Source organism: Pseudomonas sp. SDO524_S393 (assembly GCF_054071875.1).
Genome location: NZ_JBSVVZ010000031.1, coordinates 11,104 through 33,110, shown reverse-complemented (window position 1 = coordinate 33,110; position 22,007 = coordinate 11,104). Strand labels below are relative to the sequence as shown.

Sequence of the window (22,007 nt, the reverse complement as noted above, 5' to 3'; positions counted from 1 at the left end):
ACAAGCCCACTGTGAAAGCAGTGGGCTTTGTTTTACGAGGTTTATGGGCCTGACACCCGCGATCCGGGCGCTGGCTCACCTGAAAATCTTAAAACCGTCACCAGCGGTTCGCTGGCAAACGCTTTGTGCAAATGTGCTCACAGAACACAGCACAGGGCCGGAACATGACTCCACCAGTGAAATGCGTATCGGGTTTTTAGGAGCGCTGTAATGCCTGAGATCTATCATTTTTTCCAACAGCTGGTTAATGGCCTGACCATTGGCAGCACCTATGCCTTGATAGCCATTGGCTACACAATGGTTTACGGCATCATTGGAATGATCAACTTCGCCCATGGCGAGGTGTACATGATTGGTTCCTACGTGGCCTTCATCGCCCTTGCCGGGCTGGCCATGATGGGCATCCACTCACTGCCGCTGTTGATGACCGCCGCGTTCATCGCGTCGATCGTCGTGACCAGTGCCTATGGCTACAGTATCGAGCGCGTTGCCTACCGCCCCTTGCGTGGCAGCAACCGTTTGATCCCGCTGATTTCAGCCATCGGCATGTCGATTTTCCTGCAGAACACCGTATTGCTGTCCCAGGACTCCAAGGACAAATCCATTCCCAACCTGATCCCGGGGAGCTTCTCCTTCGGCCCGGGTGGTGCAGAGGAAGTACTGGTTTCCTACATGCAGATTCTGGTCTTCGTGGTCACGCTGGTGGCCATGCTGGGCCTGACGCTGTTCATCTCCCGCTCCCGTCTGGGGCGCGCCTGCCGGGCTTGTGCCGAAGACATCAAGATGGCCAACCTGCTGGGCATCAACACCAACAACATCATCGCCCTGACCTTCGTGATCGGTGCCGCGCTGGCCGCCGTCGCGGCGGTGCTGCTGAGCATGCAGTACGGCGTGATCAACCCCAACGCCGGTTTCCTGGTAGGCCTCAAGGCCTTCACCGCAGCGGTATTGGGCGGCATCGGCAGTATCCCGGGCGCCATGCTCGGTGGCCTGGTGCTGGGTGTGGCCGAAGCCTTTGGCGCCGATATCTTCGGCGACCAGTACAAGGACGTCGTAGCGTTCGGCCTGTTGGTTCTGGTGCTGTTGTTCCGTCCGACCGGCATCCTGGGCCGTCCGGAGGTTGAGAAAGTATGAGCAGATATCTTAAATCGGCGTTTTTCAGCGCCGCACTGGTATGGGCCGTGGCCTTTCCGGTACTCGGCCTCAAGCTGAGCATTGTCGGCATCAACCTGGAAGTGCATGGCACCGGTCCCGTGACCCTGGCCATCATCGCCCTGTGCTCGGTGCTGATGTTCCTGCGCGTGTTGTTCAGCCAGCAGGTCAGTGCCGTGTTCAAAGGCAACCGTGGTCCACTGGTTTCGCCCAAGGTCAGTCAATTCCTGACCCTGCCGCGCACCCAGCGCTACATCATCATCGCGTTGATTATCGCTGCGTTGATCTGGCCGTTCTTCGGCTCGCGCGGTGCGGTGGACATCGCCACGCTGATCCTGATCTACGTGCTGCTCGGCCTTGGCCTGAACATCGTAGTGGGCCTCGCCGGCCTGCTCGACCTGGGTTATGTGGGTTTCTACGCGGTGGGTGCCTACACCTACGCACTGCTCTCGCACTACCTGGACTGGAGCTTCTGGGTCTGCCTGCCACTGGCGGGCATGGCGGCGGCCACGTTCGGCTTCCTGCTGGGCTTTCCGGTGCTGCGCCTGCGCGGTGACTACCTGGCCATCGTGACCCTGGGCTTCGGTGAGATCATCCGTCTGTTCCTGCGTAACCTGACAGACATCACCGGCGGCCCCAACGGCATCAGCAGCATTCCCAAACCGACCTTCTTCGGGCTGTCGTTCGATCGCTCCGCGGCAGAAGGCATGCAGACGTTCCACGAGTATTTCGGGATCGACTACAACCCGGTCAGCAAAGTGGTGTTCCTGTACCTGGTGGCACTGTTGCTGGCACTGGCCGCCCTGTTCGTGATCAACCGCCTGCTGCGCATGCCTATTGGCCGCGCGTGGGAAGCGCTGCGCGAAGATGAGATCGCCTGCCGGGCCCTGGGCCTGAACCCGACCATCATCAAGCTCTCCGCCTTTACCCTGGGCGCCGCGTTCGCGGGTTTCGCCGGCAGCTTCTTCGCCGCTCGCCAGGGCCTGGTCACGCCGGAATCGTTCACCTTCATCGAGTCGGCGATCATCCTCGCCATCGTGGTACTGGGTGGCATGGGCTCGCAACTGGGTGTGATCCTGGCGGCGATCGTGATGATCCTGCTGCCGGAAATGATGCGTGAGTTCAGCGAATACCGCATGTTGATGTTCGGCGCCATGATGGTGCTGATGATGATCTGGCGCCCCCAAGGCCTGCTGCCCATGCAACGTCCACACATGGAGCTGCGCAAATGAGCCGCGAGATCCTGAAAGTCGAAAATCTGAGCATGCGCTTCGGCGGCCTGCTCGCAGTCAACGGCGTCGGCCTGACCGTGAAAGAAAAACAGGTGGTGGCACTGATCGGCCCGAACGGCGCCGGCAAGACCACCGTGTTCAACTGCCTCACCGGCTTCTACAAGCCGAGCGGTGGCAGCATCCTGCTGGACGGCCAGCCGATCCAGGGCCTGGCCGGTCACGAGATCGCCCGCAAGGGCGTGGTCCGGACCTTCCAGAACGTGCGGCTGTTCAAGGACATGACGGCGGTCGAGAACCTGCTGATCGCCCAGCACCGTCACCTGAACACCAACTTCTTCGCCGGCCTGTTCAAGACCCCCGCGTTCCGCAAGAGCGAGCGCGAGGCCATGGAGTACGCGGCGTACTGGCTGGACAAGGTCAACCTGACCGAATTTGCCAACCGCCCGGCAGGCACCCTGGCCTATGGTCAGCAACGCCGCCTGGAAATCGCCCGTTGCATGATGACCCGCCCGCGGATCCTCATGCTCGACGAACCCGCAGCTGGCTTGAACCCCAAGGAAACCGAAGACCTCAAGGCGCTGATCAGCGTGTTGCGTGAAGAAAACAACGCCACGGTGCTGTTGATCGAACACGACATGAAGCTGGTCATGAGCATTTCCGACCACATCGTGGTGATCAACCAGGGCACGCCACTGGCAGACGGGACGCCGGAGCAGATCCGCGACAATCCCGAAGTGATCAAAGCCTATTTGGGGGAGGCGTAACATGCTGCAGTTCGAAAACGTTTCCACGTTCTACGGCAAGATCCAGGCCCTGCACAGCGTCAACGTGGAGGTGCGCCAGGGTGAAATCGTCACGCTGATCGGCGCCAACGGTGCGGGCAAGTCGACCTTGCTGATGACCCTGTGCGGTTCGCCCCAGGCCTACAGCGGCAGCATCCGTTACATGGGCGAAGAGCTGGTCGGCAAGCACTCCGCCGAAATCATGCGCAAGAGCATCGCCGTGGTACCGGAAGGCCGTCGCGTGTTCTCGCGCCTGACCGTGGAAGAGAACCTGGCCATGGGCGGGTTCTTCACCGACAAGGGCGATTACCAGGAGCAGATGGACAAGGTGCTGCACCTGTTCCCTCGCCTCAAGGAGCGCTTCAGCCAGCGCGGCGGCACCATGTCCGGTGGCGAGCAGCAGATGCTCGCCATTGGTCGCGCACTGATGAGCAAGCCCAAGCTGCTGCTGCTGGACGAACCGTCCCTGGGACTGGCACCGATCATCATCCAGCAGATCTTCGACATCATCGAACAGCTGCGCAAGGACGGCGTCACGGTATTCCTGGTGGAGCAGAACGCCAACCAGGCGCTGAAGATCGCCGACCGTGCCTATGTGCTGGAAAACGGCCGGGTGGTGATGCAGGGCACGGGTGAACAGTTGCTGACCGATCCGAAAGTGCGCGAGGCGTACCTCGGTGGCTAAGAACCGGTAGCTGCGCAAACCGGATCTAAAATGTGGGAGCGGGCTTGCGGGGGAGCTGGCTTGGCTGCGATGGCATCACTGCGGTGTGACTGACACACCGAGGTGGCTGCATCGCGGGCAAGCCCGGCTCCCACACAAGCCCGCTCCCACATTTGCTTTGTGTGATCCTGAAGTTTTTGCGGTATTTGAAATTATTTTCGATGAGCCTGTAACGAAACCCAGCCTGCTTCCTCTAGTGGAGTAAGCAGGCACACAAGCCTGCCACCTCAACCCACTGCTGGAGATACACCATGACGACCAAACTGTCCGCCGCTACCCTTGTCCTGGCCCTCGGTTCCGCCCTGAGCCTGTCCGCCCTGAGCACCACCGCCCACGCCGCTGACGACATGCAAAAATGCTTCGGCGTCGCTGAAGCCGGCAAGAACGACTGCGCCGCAGGCGCCGGCACCACCTGCGCCGGTACCTCGAAAGTCAAGGACCAGGCCAACGCCTGGAAACTGGTCCCGGCCGGCACTTGCAAAACCACCCCAAGCTCCACCTCGCCGACCGGTTTCGGCCAGGAAGCGGCCTTCACCGCCAAGTCCTGACCCCCGACGCAGCCTGAGAACTGACGATGACGCTTTCACTCCTGCCCCCCGTCGCACAGGCTCAGGCGCCCGGCCTCCCCCGCCGGGCCGGGCTGGGGCTCAAGACCGAGCACTTTGTCGAAGTGCTCGAGACCGCACCCGATATCGGCTTTTTTGAAGTACACGCCGAAAACTACATGGTTGCCGGCGGCCCGTTTCACCATTACCTGGGGTTGATCCGTGAACGCTACCCGCTTTCACTGCACGGCGTGGGGCTGTCCATCGGTGGCGAAACTCCGCCGAACGTTGAGCACCTGACACGGCTCGCGACGTTGATCGAGCGCTACCAGCCCCAGTCCTTTTCCGAACACCTGGCCTGGTCAAGCCACGGTCCGGTGTTCCTCAATGACTTGCTGCCCCTGGCCTACGACAGCACCACCCTGCAGCGGGTCTGCGAGCACATCGACCAGGTTCAGATGACGCTCAAGCGGCCGATGCTGCTGGAGAATCCGTCGACTTACCTGCAATTCCAGCGCTCGACCCTGGATGAAACCGACTTTATCAGCGAGATCATCCGGCGCACCGGCTGCGGCCTGTTGCTGGACGTCAACAATGTCTACGTGTCATGCATCAACCACCAACGTGATCCGCAGGCTTACCTGGAGCGGCTGCCGCTGCACGCGGTGGGCGAGATTCATCTGGCCGGTTTTGCCGAAGACACCGACAGCCTGGGCGACCGCCTGCTGATCGACGATCACGGTGCGCCCATCGATAGCGCGGTGTGGCAACTGTACGAACAGGTGCTGGCACGTGTTGGCCCGATGGCCACGTTGATCGAGCGGGACAACCAGGTACCAGCCTTCAGCGTGCTGCACGCCGAAGCCCAACAGGCCGAACGGCACTTGTCGCAGGTGACCCGATGAGCCTTCAAGATGCCTTTGCCGGCGCACTGCTGAACCCCGAGCAACCATGCCCCGATGGGCTGTTCAGCAGCAACGGGGCCGACCCGGCCAGCCGCTTTGCGGTGTATCGCAACAATGTGCACAGCTCGTTGATCAACGCGCTGGCCACGGCTTACCCGGTGACGTTGCAATTGGTCGGCGAGACGTTCTTTCACGCCATGGCAGGCCTGTTTGTGCAGGTCTGCCCGCCGGCCAGCCCGCTGATCAACGAGTACGGCAGTGCGTTCGCCGCCTTTATCCAGGATTTCGAGCCCGCCGCCAGCGTACCGTACCTGGCCGATGTCGCACGTCTGGAACGCCTGCGAGTACGGGCCTACCACGCGGCAGACGCCCAGCAACTCGACCAGCAGCCCCTCCTCCAGACCCTGCAAGGCCAGGAAAACCTGGGAAGGCTGCGCCTGCAGTTGCATCCTTCCGTGGCTACCTTGAATTCGGCCTATGCCGTGGTCGCGGTGTGGGCAGCGCACCAGACCGAAGGCGCCACCGCCAGCATGAACCCGTGGCAGGCCCAAGGCGCACTGGTTTTGCGCCAGGGCCTGACGGTCAAGGTGTTTTCCATCGATGGCGGATCAGTCGCGTTTATCGACAGCCTGAACCAGGGCAACGAACTGGAGGTGGCCGTGACCCACGCCTTGGAAGCCTCAGCCGAATTCGACCTGCATCACTGCCTGACCCTATTGATCAGCCACGATGCCATCACCCATTTACACCTGGAACAAAAGGTATCGCCATGAACACTGCCGCCCCCACCTGCCTGGTTAAACGGATCATTCAGTACTTTGAGCAAATCCCCTACAGCCTGATCGCTTTTATCGCACGCTTCTCCATTGCGGCGGTGTTCTGGAAGTCCGGCCAGACCAAAGTCGAGGGATTTGCCATTGACCTGATCAGCGGCACCTTCCAGTTCGGCGAACCACGCCTGGCCGCCTCCACACTGCCGCTGTTTCGCAGCGAATACCACGTGCCCCTGCTCTCGCCGGAAGTGGCCGCCCATATGGCCGCGTTTGCCGAGCACTTTTTTCCGGCCCTGATTCTGCTGGGCTTGGCCACGCGCTTCTCCGCGCTGGCGCTGATCGGCATGACCCTGACCATTCAACTGTTTGTTTACCCCGAGGCCTACCCGACCCACGGCACTTGGATCGCGATACTGCTGCTGTTGGTCGCCAAGGGGCCGGGCAGCCTGTCCATCGACCACCTGATCGCCCGCCGTGACCGTTAAAGACGGTCCAGGGCTTCGCCGCTGCGCTTGAACCAGTCCACCAAATAGTCGGCGAGTACCTGGGTGCGGCGCGGCAGGCCACCCTGATAAGGGTGAACCAGGTACATCGGCATGCTCCGCGTCTGATAATCGCGCAGGAGCAACCGCAATCGGCCGTCAGCCAATTCCGCAGGTAACACGTAGGACGGCAAGCGCGCGATACCTGCGCCCACCAATGCGGCTTTCTTCAACAGGTTGTAATGGTTGGAGGCAAAGGTGCCGCTGACCTTCACCCGCAGCAGCTCGTGCTGCTGGTGATAAAGCCACTCCTCGCGCCCGCTGTAGTGGCTGTTGAGCAAACAGGTGTGGCCTGCCAGGTCCGCCGGAGTCAGGGGCTCACCATGTTGCTCCAGGTACGCGGGGCTGGCGCAGGTCATCTCGTGCCAGGCCAGTAGCGGCTTGGCCACCAGCCGCTCACTCTCGCTGGCTCCCGAGCGCACGCCCAGGTCGAACCCGTCCCGCGCAAGGTCCCGGTAGCTATTGTTGAGCTCCAACTCGACCTGCACCTGCGGATACTGCCGTGAAAATTCCAGCAACAACCCGTCGAAGAAGGTTTCACCCAGTGACACCGGCACCGTCATGCGCACCGGCCCGGCCAGGTCGTCCTTGAGCCTGGCCAGCGCCTGCCGGGCACGATCCACTTGGACCACCAGTGCCTGCGCCTGGGGCAACAACGCCGCACCGGCGGCGGTAAGGCTGAGCTTGCGCGTGGTGCGATGCAGCAATACCACCGAAAACTGCGCTTCCAATTGGCTGATGCGTTTGGACAGCTGGCCCTTGCTGCAACCCAATTGCTCGGCGGCGACGGTGAAACTGCCCGCTTCGACCAGCACGGCAAACGCTGCCAGATCATCCATTTCGCTCATGGATTGTTTCCATTTGAAAACCAAAGGTTGCCTATTAGCGCGTTTATTCACTGAAAAAGCCACTCTAGACTGAGCCTTCACTTACCTTTGGAGGAACAGCACGATGAAAATCCTATTGATTGGTGCCAGCGGCACCGTCGGCTCGGCAATCAAGGCGGAATTGGCGCAGCGTCACGAGGTGATCGGCATTGGCCGCAGCAGCGGTGACTTCCAGGTGGATATCAGCGACAGCGCCTCGATCCGCAGGCTGTTCGAACAGACCGGCAAATTCGACGCTCTGGTCTGTGCGGCGGGCAGCGTGAAGTTCGTGGCGCTGGGTGAGATGAGCGAAAGCGATTTCGAACTGGGTCTGCGCGACAAGCTGATGGGCCAGGTCAATCTGGTGCTGATCGGCCGCGAGTACGCCAACGATGGCGCCTCGTTCACCCTGACCAGCGGCATTCTCAACCGCGACCCGATCCGCACCGGCGCCTCCGCAGCCTTGGTCAACGGGGCCATCGACGCCTTTGTCAAAGCGGCAGCGATTGAATTGCCACGGGGGCTACGCGTCAACGCTGTGAGTCCTACGGTGCTTGAGGAAGCCATGGGCAGCTACGCGCCCTATTTCCGTGGCTACAAACCTGCGCCAGGTGCCGATGTGGCGCTGGCCTACGCGAAGAGCGTGGAAGGCTTGCAGACGGGTCAGACGTTTATCGTCGGATGAACTGCGCGTCTGTCAGAAACGCCTGAAGCTGGCGGGTGGACTTGTGATGCATCGCCAGCCTGAGTAACGTGGCGGCACTTGTCAGGAGACCCCTTATGCGCGCCGCTCGTACCTTAGCCCTGTTTGCCCTGCTTCCGCTGTTCGCCGCCTGCCAGCTGTTCGAGAGCGAGCCGGCCAAACCCTCGCTCGCCGGTTTGACTCGCATGCAGGGCGAACTCACGGCGGTGGGTGGCAAACTGTTGTTTCAGCCCTGCAACGACCAACGCAGCTACGTGGTCAACGACACCGGCGGCACCAGCGTACTGCAGGAAGCCGCATCCCTGGCCGGCCAGCAAGGCAAGCTGTTCGCCGATCTGCGCGGCAAGTTCTCGGGCGTGGCAGCCGGTACCCAGGGCTCGGTGGAGTTGCAGCAGCTCTACCGCGTAGAGCGCTCGACCTCGGCCTGTGACGACCCGGATTTCAAGCGCATGATCCTGCGTGCCAACGGCCATAAACCGGCCTGGGCGATGAATGTCACGGCCAAAGGCATGGTGCTGGAGCGCGAAGGCCAGCCACCCCTGGCGGTGCCCTATGTGGAAGAACAGATCGGTGACGGGCGCTTCAACCTGATGACCGAGGCCAATAACCAGCACGTCGAACTGTGGGTCGCCCCGCAACGCTGCGTCGACAGCGTGAGCGGCAGCCTGCAGCACATGACCGCCGAGCTGCGTGTCAACGGCCAGGTGCAACGTGGTTGCGCGGCATTCGGCGGTTCCCGGGACGACTGATTCACCGCCGCTCTGTTTTAACATGACGGGAAACCGCCATTGGGGCTTATAATCGCCGGTTTGCAAAACAGCCGGCCTCTTTGTCCGCCGCCTACCGGATCCCGTCATGTTACGAATCACCGAACTCAAGCTGCCCATCGACCATCCCGAGGAAGACCTGCGTGCTGCCGCGCTGCAGCGCCTGGGCATCGCCAGCGATGACCTGCTCGACTTCACCCTGTTCAAGCGCAGCTACGACGCGCGCAAGAAATCGTCGGAGCTGTACTTCATCTACACCCTCGACCTGAACGTGAAGAACGAAGCGGCGCTGCTGAAAAAGTTCGAAAGCGACCACAACATCAACCCGTCTCCCGACGTCAGCTACAAAGTGGTGGGGCAGGCTCCGGCAGACTTGAGTGAACGCCCGGTGGTGGTCGGCTTCGGCCCCTGCGGGATCTTTGCCGGGTTATTGCTGGCGCAGATGGGCTTCAAGCCGATCATCCTCGAGCGCGGCAAGGAAGTACGCCAGCGCACCAAAGACACCTGGGGCCTGTGGCGCAAAAGCGTGCTGAACCCCGAGTCCAACGTGCAGTTCGGTGAAGGCGGCGCCGGGACTTTTTCCGATGGCAAGCTGTACAGCCAGATCAAGGACCCGAAATTCCATGGCCGCAAGGTGTTGCACGAGTTCGTGAAAGCCGGCGCGCCAGAAGAAATCCTCTACGTCAGCAAACCGCATATCGGTACGTTCCGCCTGACCGGCATGGTCGAAAACATGCGCCAGGAGATCATCGCCCTGGGTGGCGAAGTGCGCTTCGAGCAACGCGTGACCGACGTACTGATCGAAGACGGCCAGTTGAACGGCGTGGTGATCGACGGTGGCGAACAGATCCTGTCCCGCCATGTAGTGCTGGCACTGGGTCATAGTGCCCGCGACACCTTCCGCATGCTGCATGGCCGTGGCGTATACATGGAAGCCAAGCCGTTCTCGGTGGGTTTCCGTATTGAACACCCGCAATCGCTGATCGATGCCGCGCGTCTTGGCAAGTACGCCGGGCACCCGAAACTCGGTGCCGCCGACTACAAGCTGGTGTACCACGCCAAGAACGGTCGTTCGGTGTACAGCTTCTGCATGTGCCCGGGCGGCACAGTGGTAGCGGCCACATCGGAGCCAAACCGCGTGGTCACCAACGGCATGAGCCAGTATTCGCGCAACGAGCGCAACGCCAACTCCGGCATCGTGGTAGGCATTACTCCCGAGGTGGACTACCCCGGTGGCCCGCTGGCGGGTATCGAGTTGCAGGAACGCCTGGAGTCCCATGCCTACATCCTCGGCGGCAGCAACTACGAGGCGCCCGCGCAATTGGTAGGTGACTTCATTGCCGGCAAACCGTCCACCGCCCTTGGCAGTGTGGAACCGTCCTACAAGCCCGGCGTATCCCTGGGTGACCTCGCGCTGGCGCTGCCGGACTTCGCCATCGAGGCCATCCGCGAAGCCTTGCCGGCGTTCGACAAGCAGATCAAGGGTTACTCGCTACACGATGCAGTGTTGACCGGTATCGAGACCCGCACCTCCTCGCCGCTGCGGATTACCCGTGACGCGTCGATGCAGAGCTTGAACGTGAAAGGCCTGTTTCCAGCGGGTGAAGGGGCTGGTTACGCCGGCGGGATCCTGTCGGCAGGCGTGGACGGGATCCGCATCGCCGAAGCGGTGGCGCGGGATATCCTCGGCATCGAGGCCTGAGAACACCGCTGTTCAAATGTGGGAGCGGGCGTACTCGCGAATGAGGTCTGTCAGTTGATGATGTATCGACTGACACTCCGCTTTCGCGGGCAAGCCCGCTCCCACATTGGGTTGTGCGTTGTATCAGATGTTGGCGCGCAGGATGCTGTCCGGCAGCGCCTCGCCCCGTTCGACACAAGCCGCAACAGCCGCGATCAAACCTTCCAGCGCATAGCCCTGTCCCACCAGCCACGCCTGATCGTAATAGGTGGTCGCGTAACGCTCGCCCCCGTCGCACAGGATCGCCACAATCGAACCGGACTCCCCCGCCGCCTTCATCTGCTGCGCCGCCACCAGCGCGCCAATCAGGTTGGTCCCGCTGGACCCGCCCACGCGCCGCCCCAATCGTTCGGCCAGGTAATGCATGGCCGCCAGCGACAACGCGTCCGGCACCTTGACCATCGCATCGATCACCTTGGGTAGAAACGAGGCCTCGACCCGTGGCCGGCCAATGCCTTCGATCCGCGAGCCACAGTCCAGGCGCAGGCTGGCGTCGCCGCTCTGATAAAAGTCGAAGAACACCGAACGCTCGGCATCGGCGCACAGCACGCGGGTGCAATGCTGGCGATAACGCACATAGCGCCCCAGGGTCGCCGTGGTGCCGCCGGTACCGGGACTTGAAATCAGCCAGCTCGGTTCCGGATGCCGCTCAAAGCGCAACTGCTGAAAGATCGACTCGGCAATGTTGTTGTTCGCCCGCCAGTCGGTGGCGCGCTCGGCGTAGGTGAATTGGTCCATGAAATGACCACCGCTTTCCCGCGCCAGGCGTTCGGATTCGGCATAGATCTGCGTCGGATCCTGTACCAGGTGGCTCTTGCCACCGTAGAAGGCGATCTGAGCGATTTTCTCCTGGGAGGTGGTGGCCGGCATCACCGCGATAAACGGCAGGCCGAGCAGCCGCGCAAAGTACGCTTCGGAAATCGCCGTGGAACCGCTGGACGCTTCGATCACCGGTGCACCCGGCTTGAGCCAGCCATTGCACAACGCGTACAGGAACAGCGAGCGCGCCAGCCGATGTTTCAAACTGCCGGTGGGGTGGCTCGATTCATCCTTGAAATACAACTCGATGCCCGGCAAACCGGGCAGTGGCAAGGGGATCAGGTGCGTGTCGGCACTCCGCTGGAAGTCCGCTTCGATAATCCGAATGGCTTCACGGGCCCAGGGACGGTGATCGCTCATGGTGAGGTTCTCTAAAGGTTTTCAGCCCCAATCTTAGGAGGTTTCCTACACTCCACACAGATACAGTGACGACTCAATTGGACACACAATTCGGTGGGGTCAGAGCAAGGTTGGACGACTCCTCCATTTATAACAAATAAGAATATAACTTTTGTTTTAACAACTAACAGTACGGGTTAGGGTACCCACCTATTGAACCTGGATTGGAGAGCATCCCGTGCCTCTGCGTAGCACTTTCACCCGTTTCTTCCAGCTGGAGGCTGCCAGCGGTCTGTTGTTGATCGCCGCCGCCGCGCTGGCGTTGATCATCAATAACTCACCGTTGTCGCACCTCTACAGCGCCTTCCTCGATGTGCCGGTGGTGGCCCAGATCGGCGCACTTAAAATCGCCAAGCCTGCCTTGCTGTGGATCAACGACGGCCTGATGGCCCTGTTCTTCCTGCTGATCGGCCTGGAGGTCAAGCGCGAGTTGCTCGATGGTCACCTGTCCAAGCCCTCGCAAGTGGTATTGCCCGGCGCCGCCGCGATTGGCGGCATGGTCGTACCGGCGCTGATCTACTGGGCGATCAACAAGGACTACCCCGCCGCACTGTCCGGCTGGGCGATCCCCATGGCCACCGATATCGCTTTCGCCCTCGGCGTGCTGGCCCTGCTGGGCAAACGCGTGCCGGTGTCGCTGAAGCTGTTCCTGATGACCTTGGCGATCATTGATGACCTGGGCGCGATCATCGTCATCGCGGTGTTCTATTCTTCCGACCTGTCCGGTGCGTCGCTGGCCGGCGCCGGTGCCTGCCTGCTGGCACTGATCGCGATGAACCGCCTGGGCGTGATCAAGCTTGGGCCCTACCTGATCGTCGGCCTGATCCTGTGGGTGTGTGTACTCAAAAGCGGCGTACACGCCACGCTCGCCGGCGTGACCCTGGCGTTCTGCATTCCCATGCGTACCAAAAATGCGGAGCCCTCGCCACTGCTGACGCTCGAGCATGCCCTGCACCCGTGGGTGGCCTACGGCATTCTGCCGCTGTTCGCCTTCGCCAACGCCGGTGTATCCCTGACCGGCGTGAGCCTGGAAAGCTTCACCCATCACGTGCCCATGGGCATCGCCGCCGGGTTGCTGGTGGGCAAGACCATCGGCGTGTTCGGCCTTACCTGGTTCGCCATCAAGACCGGCCTCGCCGCCCTGCCCAGCGGCGCCAACTGGGGCCAGGTGTTCGGCGTGGCCATCCTGTGCGGCATCGGCTTCACCATGAGCCTGTTCGTCGGCTCCCTGGCCTTCGTGCCGGGCGCCAGCGAGTTTGCCGGCGAAGACCGCATGGGCATCCTGACCGGGTCGATCCTGGCCGCGTTGATCGGCTATGCCGTCACCGCGATGGCGAGCCGCAAGCACGCCTGAACCCTTTGCAGAAGCCGGGCAACCGGCTTCTGGAATGGTGCAACGGACGACATAGAGATGTTCACCTGATCCAAAAAAAACCCCAACCGGTCACCCGGTTGGGGTTTTGTTTTTCCGCAAGCCGAAGCTTAGCGGGTAACGCGGCTGGTACCGTCAACGGTCATGATGCGCACGCGGTCGCCGATGCGGAAGATTTCATTCTCCTGCACAGCCTGCACGTAGGCACGCATGCTGCCGTCGTCTTCGCGAACGGTGATTTCCACGCCCTGGGTGCGGGTCAGGCCTTCTTCGGTAGCCGAGCCCAACAGGCCGCCGGCAACGGCGCCGATCACGGCGGTTACGATGCTGCCACGGCCACCGCCGATGGCGCTGCCGCCCACACCACCGATGACTGCGCCAGCGGCGCCGCCGATTGGGGTCTTGGTGCCTTCGATTTTCACCGGACGCAGGGATTCGATGGTACCCATGCGCACGGTCTGCACACGACGCGCTTCGTCACGGGAATACGAGTCGCCGGTCAGACTCGAGGCGCAGCCACCCAGCAGCAACGACAGGGTGGTAAAGCAGGCAACCAGTAAAACGGACTTACGCATAGCATCAACTCCAAAGGACAGGTATTCATTAGACGCTGCGGCTCGTCGCCTGTCACGGCAAGCCTGGCAGAAAATTGCTTTCATTCAGCCTGAGTACAGACTGAGCACCTCCAAAAACTGGACGAATGGTAGCCCAGTTTTTGTTCCAGGAAGTGTCCAGAGTAGTGCCAACAGTGTAGTCCGTGCAGTTCACGCCCTGAAAGCCTCCTGAAACAGAGGCGTCGGCAGAACCAACAGCATTCAGCTGAAGTGACAAAAATGCCGGCTCAGGGCGCCAGGCGCTCGCGACTCCACTCAGTGCCCTGCAGGCGGTAATTCAGACGATCATGCAGACGGCTCGCACGGCCTTGCCAGAACTCGATGCGCTCCGGCAGCAAGCGATAACCGCCCCAATGCTCCGGGCAATCGGGCTGGGTATCGCTGAAGCGCTGTTCAGTGGCCTTGAGCAGGTCCTGCAACTCTTCACGGTCACGAATCACCCGGCTCTGCGGCGAAGCCCAGGCGCCCAGGCGGCTGCCCAGCGGGCGGACCTGGTAATACGCGTCCGATTCTTCGGGCGTGATCTTGACCACTCGCCCCTCAATGCGCACCTGGCGCTCCAAGGTCGGCCAGAAGAAGGTCATGGCCGCAAAGGGCCGCGCCGCAAGTTGTTCGCCCTTGGCGCTCTGATAGTTGGTGAAGAAAGTAAAACCCTGGGCGTCCAGGCCCTTGAGCAGCAGGATCCGGCAATGCGGGCGACCGTCCTGGTCGACCGTGGCCAAGGTCATGGCATTGGCCTCCACCGGTGGTTGCTCGGTTTTCACCGCATCGTCAAACCACTGGCGGAACAAGGCAAAGGGTTCGCCCGGGGCCTGGGCCTCGCTCAAACCATCCCGTGTGTAATCACGGCGCATATCGGCCAGTGCCTGGGTCATGCGGCTTTATCCTTCTGGTTCAACGGATCAGTTTTTGGCCTGGTCGTTAGACGCCGGGGCCGCCTTGGCTTTGGCTGGAGCAGGTTTCTTCGCAGCCGGTTTGGCCGGGGCCTTCTTAGCGGCAGGCTTGGCAGCGGCTTTCTTGGCCGGGGCCTTTTTCGCCGGAGCTTTGGCGGCCGGCGCAGCGGCAGGTGCAGGGACGTCCTGTACCGCAACCATTTCAGCGACCGGCGGCTTGCCGGAGTTGTACTTGTTCAACAGCGCCAGCATGGTGGTGCGCTGGGTGAACATGATTTCCATGCGGCGGTTCAGGGCGCGGCCCTGGTTACTGTCGTTGGCAGCACGTGGCATCAGGTCGCCCATACCGCGCAGCATCAGACGGTCTTGCTTCAAGCCGCTCAGGCTGAAGATCGACGCGATGGATTGTGCACGCTCCTTGGTCAGCACCTGACTGGCCGGGGCAGTGCCGGTGGCGTCAACGTGGCCCAGAACCAATACGGCGGTCTTCGGGTCGGCTTCGACAGCCTTGGCCACACGGGTGAACGGGCCGAGAGTGGATGGCAGCAGCATCGACGGGCGTTTCGGGTTGTAGGAACCGTCTACCGGGGCGATCACGACCAGTACGTTATCGCGACGCTCCAGTTGCAGGTTGCTGTCCTTGATGGCAGCGCGCAGGCGCGGCTCATAGTCGTCCAGCCAGGCCTGGGTGATCTTCGGATCGGGCATCGGCACGTTGCTCACGTCCACCTTGGCCAACGGCTTGGGCTTGCTTTCGAACGGCCACCACCAGTGGGTTTCGGAATCGGCGTCAGTCTTGGCCACGGCAGGCGCAGCAGCGCCCGTCGGGGCTGGGGTTGCGGCCTTGAGATCGGCTTTCAGGTCGGCAGCCTTGGCATCGGCGGCTTTCTCGTCGGCGCTCTTGGACGAGAACGGCCACCAGCTGGAACCCGTCTCCGCCTTGGCAACCGGCGCTGGCGCGGCGGCAGTTGCCGGAGCTGCTGCCGCGGCGGCAGGTGCAACTGGCTTGGCGCCGGCAGCGGGTTTGACGTCCGGTTTGGCGTCGGTCTGGGTCACTGCGTCCTTGCTGGCCGCCTTGTCGGATCCAAATGACCACCAGTGCCCGCCTTCGGCATCATTTTGTGGAGTTTGTGCGCAGCCAGTAATAGTGAGGCATAGCGCCAGTGCCAGGGACTTGTTCGATAACATGAGATATCCACAAAATGAGAAAAGAAACGGGGGTCTGGATGACCCGTTAAAACAGACGCTTACTGATGATTGAAGTTACAACATTTCGCGCAGCGTCTTTTATAGATGCCTTTGTAACAAAAAAATGTGAAACAGCAAGGGGTTTATAGACAACCGGCTAATATTCCGACCAACTTCTGCGCACGTGGATCCATAAGTACGTAAGGACCCAGGGTATTAGTCACAAACCCGAAGGCAACATCATATTCCGGGTCGGCAAACCCTACGGAACCACCGGCCCCAGGATGCCCAAACGCACGCGGGCCAAGGCCGAACGTGGCATTTGGCAATTGCGGTTGATCCAACATGCAACCCAGACCAAAACGGGTCTGGGTCAATAAGGTTTTATCCGGCCCGATACTGTGTTCGCGGGTCAGTTCTTCGAGCATATCGGCTTCCAGCAAACTACCGTCCAACAAACCACTGTAAAAACCCGCCAGGCTACGGGCATTACCGTGACCATTTGCCGCTGGCTGCTGCATACGGCGCCATTCAGGTTTATTAGTGCTGGTTAGAATGGACGGTGGATTGGCAAATGCCCGTGTGGTCATGGCTGCAGGTTCACGCATCATTACTTGCAATAAACGTTGCGCCGCTTCGTCGCCCATGTTGCCTTTACTGCGGGCGATATGAGCCACACGATAAAACTCTTCATCCGCCAGGCCCACATGGAAATCCAGCCCCAGTGGCCGTGCCACTCGCGCCACGATGGACTCGCCCGGCCCGCGCCCGTCGGCACGGCGCAGCAATTCCCCGACCAGCCAACCATAGGTGATCGCCTCATAGCCATGGCCTTCGCCCGGCGTCCACCACGGCGCTTCGGCGGCCAGGGTGTCGACCATCAATTGCCAGTCGTACAGGGCTTCGGTGGGCAGCATCTCGCGAACGGCCGGCAGCCCGGCCTGGTGGCAAAGCAACTGGCGCAAGGTGATGGTTTCTTTCCCGGCAGCGGCGAACTCCGGCCAGTACCTGGCCACGGGAACGTCCAGTTGCAACTTGCCCTCGGCCACCAACTGCAAGGCCGCGACGGCAGTGAAGGTCTTGGTACAAGAGAACAGGTTGACGATGGTGTCGCTGTGCCAGGCCTCGGCACCGTCCTTGTCGGCGGTACCGGCCCACAGGTCGACGACGGTTTGCCCGCCGATCTGGATGCACAGCCCGGCACCACGCTCCTGCGGGTCGTCGAACAGCGCGGCGAAGGCTTCACGCACCGCCTCGAACTGGAGCTCGTAATGACCTTGAATCTGCACCTAAGCCCCCTGGAAAAACCGTGTAAAAAGTGGCGGCCATTGTTCCAGCCCCGGTGGGTTTTGTGAACCCGTCAGCAGCGAATCAATGGCCATTGCCGGAGTGCCCGCCTGCATGCCCGGCGCCCTGCCCCGGGCCTTTGCCATCATGCCCCGGCTTGCCGCCTTCACCCACGTGCACGTCGCTCGCCGCCCTGGCTTTTTCCGCTTCCTTGCCCAGTTGCTCGACCGCCGCCAGGTTGCTCTTGCGCACGCTGTCGACAAACCCCTGAAACGGTACGTCAGTGATTCCCACCAGACCGAAATGGCCGTTCTCACCGTCCAGCAGGCGCCCCGTTACCGGCTGGTCCAGATACTGGAACCAATGGACGCCGACAATCGACGGCTCGGCCATGGCCTGCTTGAGGAAATTACCGTAGGCCGCGCCACGCTCTTCTTCCCGCGCCACTTGCGTCACACCGCCCCAGAACGGCCCACGGTCCGCCGAGCCGAAGTTGAACTCGGTGATCAGCACCGGCTTGTCCAGCGCCCTCAGGGCGGCGAAGTCATAACCGTCCTGGGGTTTGAGGGTGTACATATTGAAGCTCAACACATCGCAATACTGTGCGCAGGACGCCACCGCCTCCGGTGTGCTCACCGCATAGCGGCCGCCCAGCAACAATTGGTTGGGCGCGTGCCACTTCAGTGAGTCGGAGATGGTCTTGAAATAGGCATCGGCGAAAGTCTTCTGGAAGTATTTGAAGTCCGCCTCGATTTCCGGGTGCTCGGCGCTGGGCATCGGTGGTTCGAAGCCCGGGTCTTCCATCAACTCCCAACCCGCCAGATGAATGCCCCAGGCTTTCGAAAGGCCTTCTTCATTGCGGTACTTGTCACGCAGTTGCTTGAGGAACGCGCGCTTGGCCGGTACGTCGGTGGTCATGCGCAGGGTGCCGTAGGCCAGGGCATAGCGGGACTTCGGGTCCTCGCCCGGGCCGGCCCACGCCAGTTCGTTGTCGGCAAAGAAGCCGATCAGCCACGGGTCGTCCCGGTGATCGCGGGCCGCAATGGCCACGGCCCGTTCGGTGGCCATGGCAAAGCGCGGGTCGAACGGGTCGGGCATGCCGCCCCACCAGTCGGTGCCGGTGCTGATGCTGGCGTAATCGCCGACGATCGACAGGGGCAGCGTATAAGGCACACGGTCAGCCTTGGCCAGATGCTCGTCGCTCCAATTGCCCACGGTGTTGAAGCCCCAGGCCTGCAAGCGATCAAGGGTGTGAGTCACCCAGCGTCCCGAGTCGAAGCCTTCGCCGCCATAGGTACGCTGCAAGTTGGCGCCGTAGAAGTCGTACCAGCGCCCGGCCCCGAAGCTGCGGCCTTCACCCGCGCCGTTGCCGGTGCGGTTGTCGCCGCTGCCGTAGTATTTGTCGAAGGGGTCGCCGGCCTTGGGCAACCCGGCAAACATCCATTCACGGTGGGCCACATAGGTCTGGCTGTCATCCGGGGTCACGGTGTTGACGCCCAGGGAGTAGAACGGATGGCCTTGCGGTGTCACCAGGTACCAGCGGCCGTCACGCTTCTCGGTGCGGAAGAACCCGCTGGCCTTGAACGCCGGGCCTTTGTTCCAGCCACCGTATTGGTCCAGAGCGGATTTATCCCGCGCGGCCAGCCAGCCCTGAAGCTGTTGCTGCTCCTTGGCGGCGGCGGCCTTGAGTTGCTCATCGCTGCTGACCTTCTCTGGCCAGCGCGCCCGGGTGGATTGACCGTAGGCATCCATCAGCTCGCTGTAGGCCGCCTTCAATACCGGTTCAACGTCCTGCACGCCAAAACGCTCCAGCAGAATGCTCTGGGCGACATTGGGCTTGAGCATCGACACCGTCACCGAGGCCACCTGGCTGCGGTCGATTTCCCCGGCACTGCTGCCCAGCAGCACGCGCTGGCCCTCCACGGTAATCGGCATCGGCGGGCCGGCCTTCATGCCCTGGCTCAACGGCGAATTGGCTTGCAGCGGAATCAGCAAGGTCTGGGCCGGGCCGGCCGGCAGGTCGACGCGGCTGACCAGGGTTTTGCCGTCACTGCTCTGCACCTTGACATAGAGGGTCAGCGCCCAGTCCATGGCGCTCTGGATACGCAGGCTCATGGCGCCGGATTGCGACCAGTCCCACACGCCGGTTTGCGGGCTGAGCACCAGGCTCGGCTCGGCCGCCGGGTTGAAGACGATGCGGCGCAGCACTTCGCCCTCCGGCGTTTGTTCGGCGTTGTACTGCGGCAGGCTGGCATCCTGGGTCGCCACCTTGACCACATCGGCAGGCCGGACGAAGTTGAACAGCGTCTGTTGCCCGGCAGGCGCGGCCATCAAGGGCGCGGCAACCAGCAAGGCAAAAAGGGCGGGCAGCGTGCGAATCATACGAGCAAGGTTCTCCCAAACGGCCGATGAATGGCCTGATGACATAAAGCGTTGGCAGTGAGATAGACCACGCAGTGGGCGAATCCGCCCACGGTGGCTCAAGAAATTTCGCGCCTGAACGGCGGCAAGGCATTCAGGATAGCCTTGCCATAGCGTTGGGTGACCAGACGGCGATCCAGCAAGGTGATGGTGCCCCGGTCCTGTTCGGTACGCAGCAAGCGCCCGCAGGCCTGGACCAGCTTCAAGGATGCATCCGGCACCGAAATCTCCATGAACGGGTTGCCGCCCCGCGCTTCGATCCACTCGGCCAGTGCGGCCTCGACCGGATCGTCCGGCACCGAGAACGGGATCTTGGCGATCACCACGTGTTCGCAGTAGGCGCCGGGCAAGTCCACCCCTTCGGCAAAGCTCGCCAGCCCGAACAACACGCTGGAGTCACCGCCGTCGACCCGCGCCTTGTGCTTGTTCAGGGTTTCCTGCTTGGACAGGTTGCCCTGGATGAACACCTGCTTGCGCCAGTCACGGTCCAGGCCGTCGAACACGTCCTGCATCTGCTTGCGCGAGGAGAACAGCACCAGGGTGCCTTTGGAGCCTTCCACCAGGTCCGGCAGGTCACGGATGATCGCAGCGGTGTGCGCCGCCGCATCCCGTGGGTCGGCGTTGAGGTCAGGTACCCGCAACACACCGGCGTCGGCATGATGGAACGGGCTGGGCACCACGGCCGTCACAGCCTTTTTCGGCAAGCCGGCGCGCATGCGGAAACGGTCGAAGGTGCCCAGCGCGGTCAGGGTCGCCGAGGTCACGAGGCAGCCGTAGGCGACGTTCCACAGGTTGCGACGCAGCATCTCGGCGGCCAGAATCGGGCTGGCATTGACCTCGATATCGAACAACGCACCGCTTTCCGCCAGGGTCAGCCAGCGGGCCATGGGCGGGTTGTCTTCCGGGTCTTCGACGGTAAAGGCCGTCCACAGCTCCCAGTTGCCCTGGGCCCGGGACAACAGGCTGCCGAACAGCGGGTACCATTCTTCCGCCTGGTTGCTGGCGATGCCGATGTTGACCTCACCGTCCATGCCTTCCTTGAGCAGATCGGTCAGGCGGGTAAACAGGTCGGTCAGGCGCGAAAAGCCTTTTTTCAGCTCGATACCCATTTCACGCATGTGCTCGGGGATCAGCCCGCCGACAAAACGATGGCGTGGCCGCTCACGACCTTCCACGTCTTCGCCGGGCTTGAAGTCGGCCACCTGCTCGCAGGCGCTGAACATGAACTGCTGCTGGGTCTTGATCTCCCGTGCCAGCTCCGGCACCTGTTCGATCAGTTTGCCCAGGTCGCCGGGCAACGGGTGCTGGGCCAGCAGCTTGGTCAGGTTCTTGGCGGTGGACTCCAGCCAGTCGGCTGTGGAACGCAGACGCGTGTAGTGGGCGAAGTGGCCGATGGCCTTGTCCGGCAGGTGATGGCCCTCGTCGAACACATACACGGTGTCACGCGGGTCCGGCAGCACGGCGCCGCCGCCCAGGGCCAGGTCGGCCAGCACCATGTCGTGGTTGGTGACGATCACATCGACCTTGCCCATGCCCTCGCGAGCCTTGTAGAACGCGCATTGGCCGAAATTCGGGCAATGGCGGTTGGTGCACTGGCTGTGGTCGGTGGTCAGGCGCGCCCAGTCGGAATCCTCCAGGGCGGTGGGCCAGCTGTCGCGGTCGCCGTCCCATTTATTGCCGGCCAGTTTTTCGATCATGCTGGTAAACAGCTTCTGGCTGGCCTCATCCACTTCGATCTTGAAGCCTTCTTCTTCGAACAGCTGGGCCGTGGCGGTTTGTGCGTGACCTTCCTGCAACAGCACATCGAGCTTGGACAGGCACATGTAGCGGCCACGTCCCTTGGCCAGGGCGAACGTGAAGTTCAGACCGCTGTTGCGCATCAGGTCGGGCAAGTCCTTGTAGACGATCTGCTCTTGCAGGGCGACGGTGGCGGTGGCGATCACCAGGCGCTTGCCGGCGGCCTTGGCGGTGGGGATCGCAGCCAGGCTATAGGCCACGGTCTTGCCGGTACCGGTGCCGGCCTCGACGGCCACGACCGCGGGCTCACCCTCGCGGCGGCCTTCGTCGTCGGTGTCGATATCCCCGAGGACCTTGGCCACTTCGGCGATCATCAGGCGTTGGCCGTAGCGCGGTTTCAAGCTCTTGGCTTCGAGAAAACGCGAATAGGCGCCCTGGATCGTGGTTTTGAGTTCAGTGCTGATCATGAATAGTCGGGCGCAAAAAAACGCTGGATAAATTTTCAGTGGTTCGGATCGGCGGCTATCATACCCCGCTAATGAATC

At 61.9% G+C, this 22,007-nt stretch carries 20 protein-coding genes; 12 read left to right on the top strand and 8 right to left on the bottom strand.

Features of this window, described 5'->3' with window-relative positions; genetic code table 11:
• The first annotated feature begins 210 nt into the window (after positions 1-210).
• The 8 genes from livH (at position 211) to ACW9IB_RS15510 (ending at position 6,598) form a co-directional block, all read left to right on the top strand.
• The gene (gene livH, locus ACW9IB_RS15545; RefSeq protein WP_457366462.1) at positions 211-1,134 is read left to right on the top strand and encodes a high-affinity branched-chain amino acid ABC transporter permease LivH; all 924 of its coding nucleotides are present in this window, start codon (positions 211-213) and stop codon (positions 1,132-1,134) included.
• Positions 1,131-2,384 (top strand): high-affinity branched-chain amino acid ABC transporter permease LivM, encoded by a 1,254-nt coding sequence (locus tag ACW9IB_RS15540; protein ID WP_457366461.1) that lies wholly within the window; start codon positions 1,131-1,133, stop codon positions 2,382-2,384. Before livH ends, ACW9IB_RS15540 begins: the two co-directional genes overlap by 4 nt.
• The gene (gene livG, locus ACW9IB_RS15535; protein ID WP_457366460.1) at positions 2,381-3,148 is read left to right on the top strand and encodes a high-affinity branched-chain amino acid ABC transporter ATP-binding protein LivG; all 768 of its coding nucleotides are present in this window, start codon (positions 2,381-2,383) and stop codon (positions 3,146-3,148) included. The genes ACW9IB_RS15540 and livG overlap by 4 nt, the downstream gene beginning before the upstream one ends.
• Before the next feature lies 1 nt (position 3,149).
• Complete coding sequence (locus ACW9IB_RS15530; RefSeq protein WP_003193540.1) at positions 3,150-3,851, top strand: ABC transporter ATP-binding protein; 702 nt, start codon at positions 3,150-3,152, stop codon at positions 3,849-3,851.
• Between the two features lie 290 nt (positions 3,852-4,141).
• Complete coding sequence (locus tag ACW9IB_RS15525; RefSeq protein ID WP_457366459.1) at positions 4,142-4,438, top strand: BufA1 family periplasmic bufferin-type metallophore; 297 nt, start codon at positions 4,142-4,144, stop codon at positions 4,436-4,438.
• A gap of 26 nt (positions 4,439-4,464) precedes the next feature.
• On the top strand, positions 4,465-5,340 hold the full coding sequence (gene bufB / locus ACW9IB_RS15520; RefSeq protein WP_457414348.1) for an MNIO family bufferin maturase: 876 nt from the start codon (positions 4,465-4,467) through the stop codon (positions 5,338-5,340).
• Positions 5,337-6,113 (top strand): HvfC/BufC family peptide modification chaperone, encoded by a 777-nt coding sequence (locus ACW9IB_RS15515; RefSeq protein WP_457414346.1) that lies wholly within the window; start codon positions 5,337-5,339, stop codon positions 6,111-6,113. Before bufB ends, ACW9IB_RS15515 begins: the two co-directional genes overlap by 4 nt.
• The gene (locus tag ACW9IB_RS15510; protein WP_457366456.1) at positions 6,110-6,598 is read left to right on the top strand and encodes a DoxX family protein; all 489 of its coding nucleotides are present in this window, start codon (positions 6,110-6,112) and stop codon (positions 6,596-6,598) included. The genes ACW9IB_RS15515 and ACW9IB_RS15510 overlap by 4 nt, the downstream gene beginning before the upstream one ends.
• Here ACW9IB_RS15510 and ACW9IB_RS15505 read toward each other — a convergent pair.
• The gene (locus ACW9IB_RS15505; protein ID WP_457366455.1) at positions 6,595-7,503 is read right to left on the bottom strand and encodes a LysR family transcriptional regulator; all 909 of its coding nucleotides are present in this window, start codon (positions 7,501-7,503) and stop codon (positions 6,595-6,597) included. The genes ACW9IB_RS15510 and ACW9IB_RS15505 overlap by 4 nt on opposite strands.
• A gap of 103 nt (positions 7,504-7,606) precedes the next feature.
• Here ACW9IB_RS15505 and ACW9IB_RS15500 point away from each other — a divergent pair, with 103 nt between their 5' ends.
• The 3 genes from ACW9IB_RS15500 (at position 7,607) to ACW9IB_RS15490 (ending at position 10,693) form a co-directional block, all read left to right on the top strand.
• Positions 7,607-8,206 carry a short chain dehydrogenase gene (locus tag ACW9IB_RS15500; protein WP_457366454.1) on the top strand — a complete coding sequence of 200 codons (600 nt, stop codon included), beginning with the start codon at positions 7,607-7,609 and terminating at the stop codon, positions 8,204-8,206.
• A gap of 95 nt (positions 8,207-8,301) precedes the next feature.
• The gene (locus ACW9IB_RS15495) at positions 8,302-8,973 is read left to right on the top strand and encodes a COG3650 family protein (RefSeq protein ID WP_457366453.1); all 672 of its coding nucleotides are present in this window, start codon (positions 8,302-8,304) and stop codon (positions 8,971-8,973) included.
• 106 nt (positions 8,974-9,079) lie between these two features.
• Entirely contained in the window at positions 9,080-10,693 is a 1,614-nt protein-coding gene (locus tag ACW9IB_RS15490) for an NAD(P)/FAD-dependent oxidoreductase (protein WP_457366452.1), read from the top strand.
• Between the two features lie 123 nt (positions 10,694-10,816).
• On the opposite strand, the gene ACW9IB_RS15485 is transcribed toward ACW9IB_RS15490, so the two are convergent.
• Entirely contained in the window at positions 10,817-11,911 is a 1,095-nt protein-coding gene (locus ACW9IB_RS15485; protein WP_457366451.1) for a PLP-dependent cysteine synthase family protein, read from the bottom strand.
• A gap of 217 nt (positions 11,912-12,128) precedes the next feature.
• Here ACW9IB_RS15485 and nhaA point away from each other — a divergent pair, with 217 nt between their 5' ends.
• The gene (gene nhaA, locus ACW9IB_RS15480; protein ID WP_457366450.1) at positions 12,129-13,304 is read left to right on the top strand and encodes a Na+/H+ antiporter NhaA; all 1,176 of its coding nucleotides are present in this window, start codon (positions 12,129-12,131) and stop codon (positions 13,302-13,304) included.
• A 128-nt stretch (positions 13,305-13,432) separates the two neighbouring features.
• Here nhaA and ACW9IB_RS15475 read toward each other — a convergent pair whose 3' ends face one another.
• From ACW9IB_RS15475 to dinG, 6 genes are all read right to left on the bottom strand, one after another.
• The gene (locus tag ACW9IB_RS15475; RefSeq protein ID WP_003189251.1) at positions 13,433-13,897 is read right to left on the bottom strand and encodes an outer membrane lipoprotein; all 465 of its coding nucleotides are present in this window, start codon (positions 13,895-13,897) and stop codon (positions 13,433-13,435) included.
• 266 nt (positions 13,898-14,163) lie between these two features.
• Complete coding sequence (pdxH, locus tag ACW9IB_RS15470; protein ID WP_457414345.1) at positions 14,164-14,811, bottom strand: pyridoxamine 5'-phosphate oxidase; 648 nt, start codon at positions 14,809-14,811, stop codon at positions 14,164-14,166.
• Between the two features lie 27 nt (positions 14,812-14,838).
• Complete coding sequence (locus tag ACW9IB_RS15465) at positions 14,839-16,017, bottom strand: OmpA family protein (RefSeq protein WP_457414344.1); 1,179 nt, start codon at positions 16,015-16,017, stop codon at positions 14,839-14,841.
• A 143-nt stretch (positions 16,018-16,160) separates the two neighbouring features.
• Complete coding sequence (locus tag ACW9IB_RS15460) at positions 16,161-17,306, bottom strand: serine hydrolase domain-containing protein (protein ID WP_457414343.1); 1,146 nt, start codon at positions 17,304-17,306, stop codon at positions 16,161-16,163.
• 82 nt (positions 17,307-17,388) lie between these two features.
• Positions 17,389-19,686 (bottom strand): beta-galactosidase, encoded by a 2,298-nt coding sequence (locus ACW9IB_RS15455; RefSeq protein ID WP_457414341.1) that lies wholly within the window; start codon positions 19,684-19,686, stop codon positions 17,389-17,391.
• A 98-nt stretch (positions 19,687-19,784) separates the two neighbouring features.
• Complete coding sequence (gene dinG, locus ACW9IB_RS15450) at positions 19,785-21,929, bottom strand: ATP-dependent DNA helicase DinG (RefSeq protein ID WP_457366445.1); 2,145 nt, start codon at positions 21,927-21,929, stop codon at positions 19,785-19,787.
• Between the last annotated feature and the right edge of the window lie 78 nt (positions 21,930-22,007).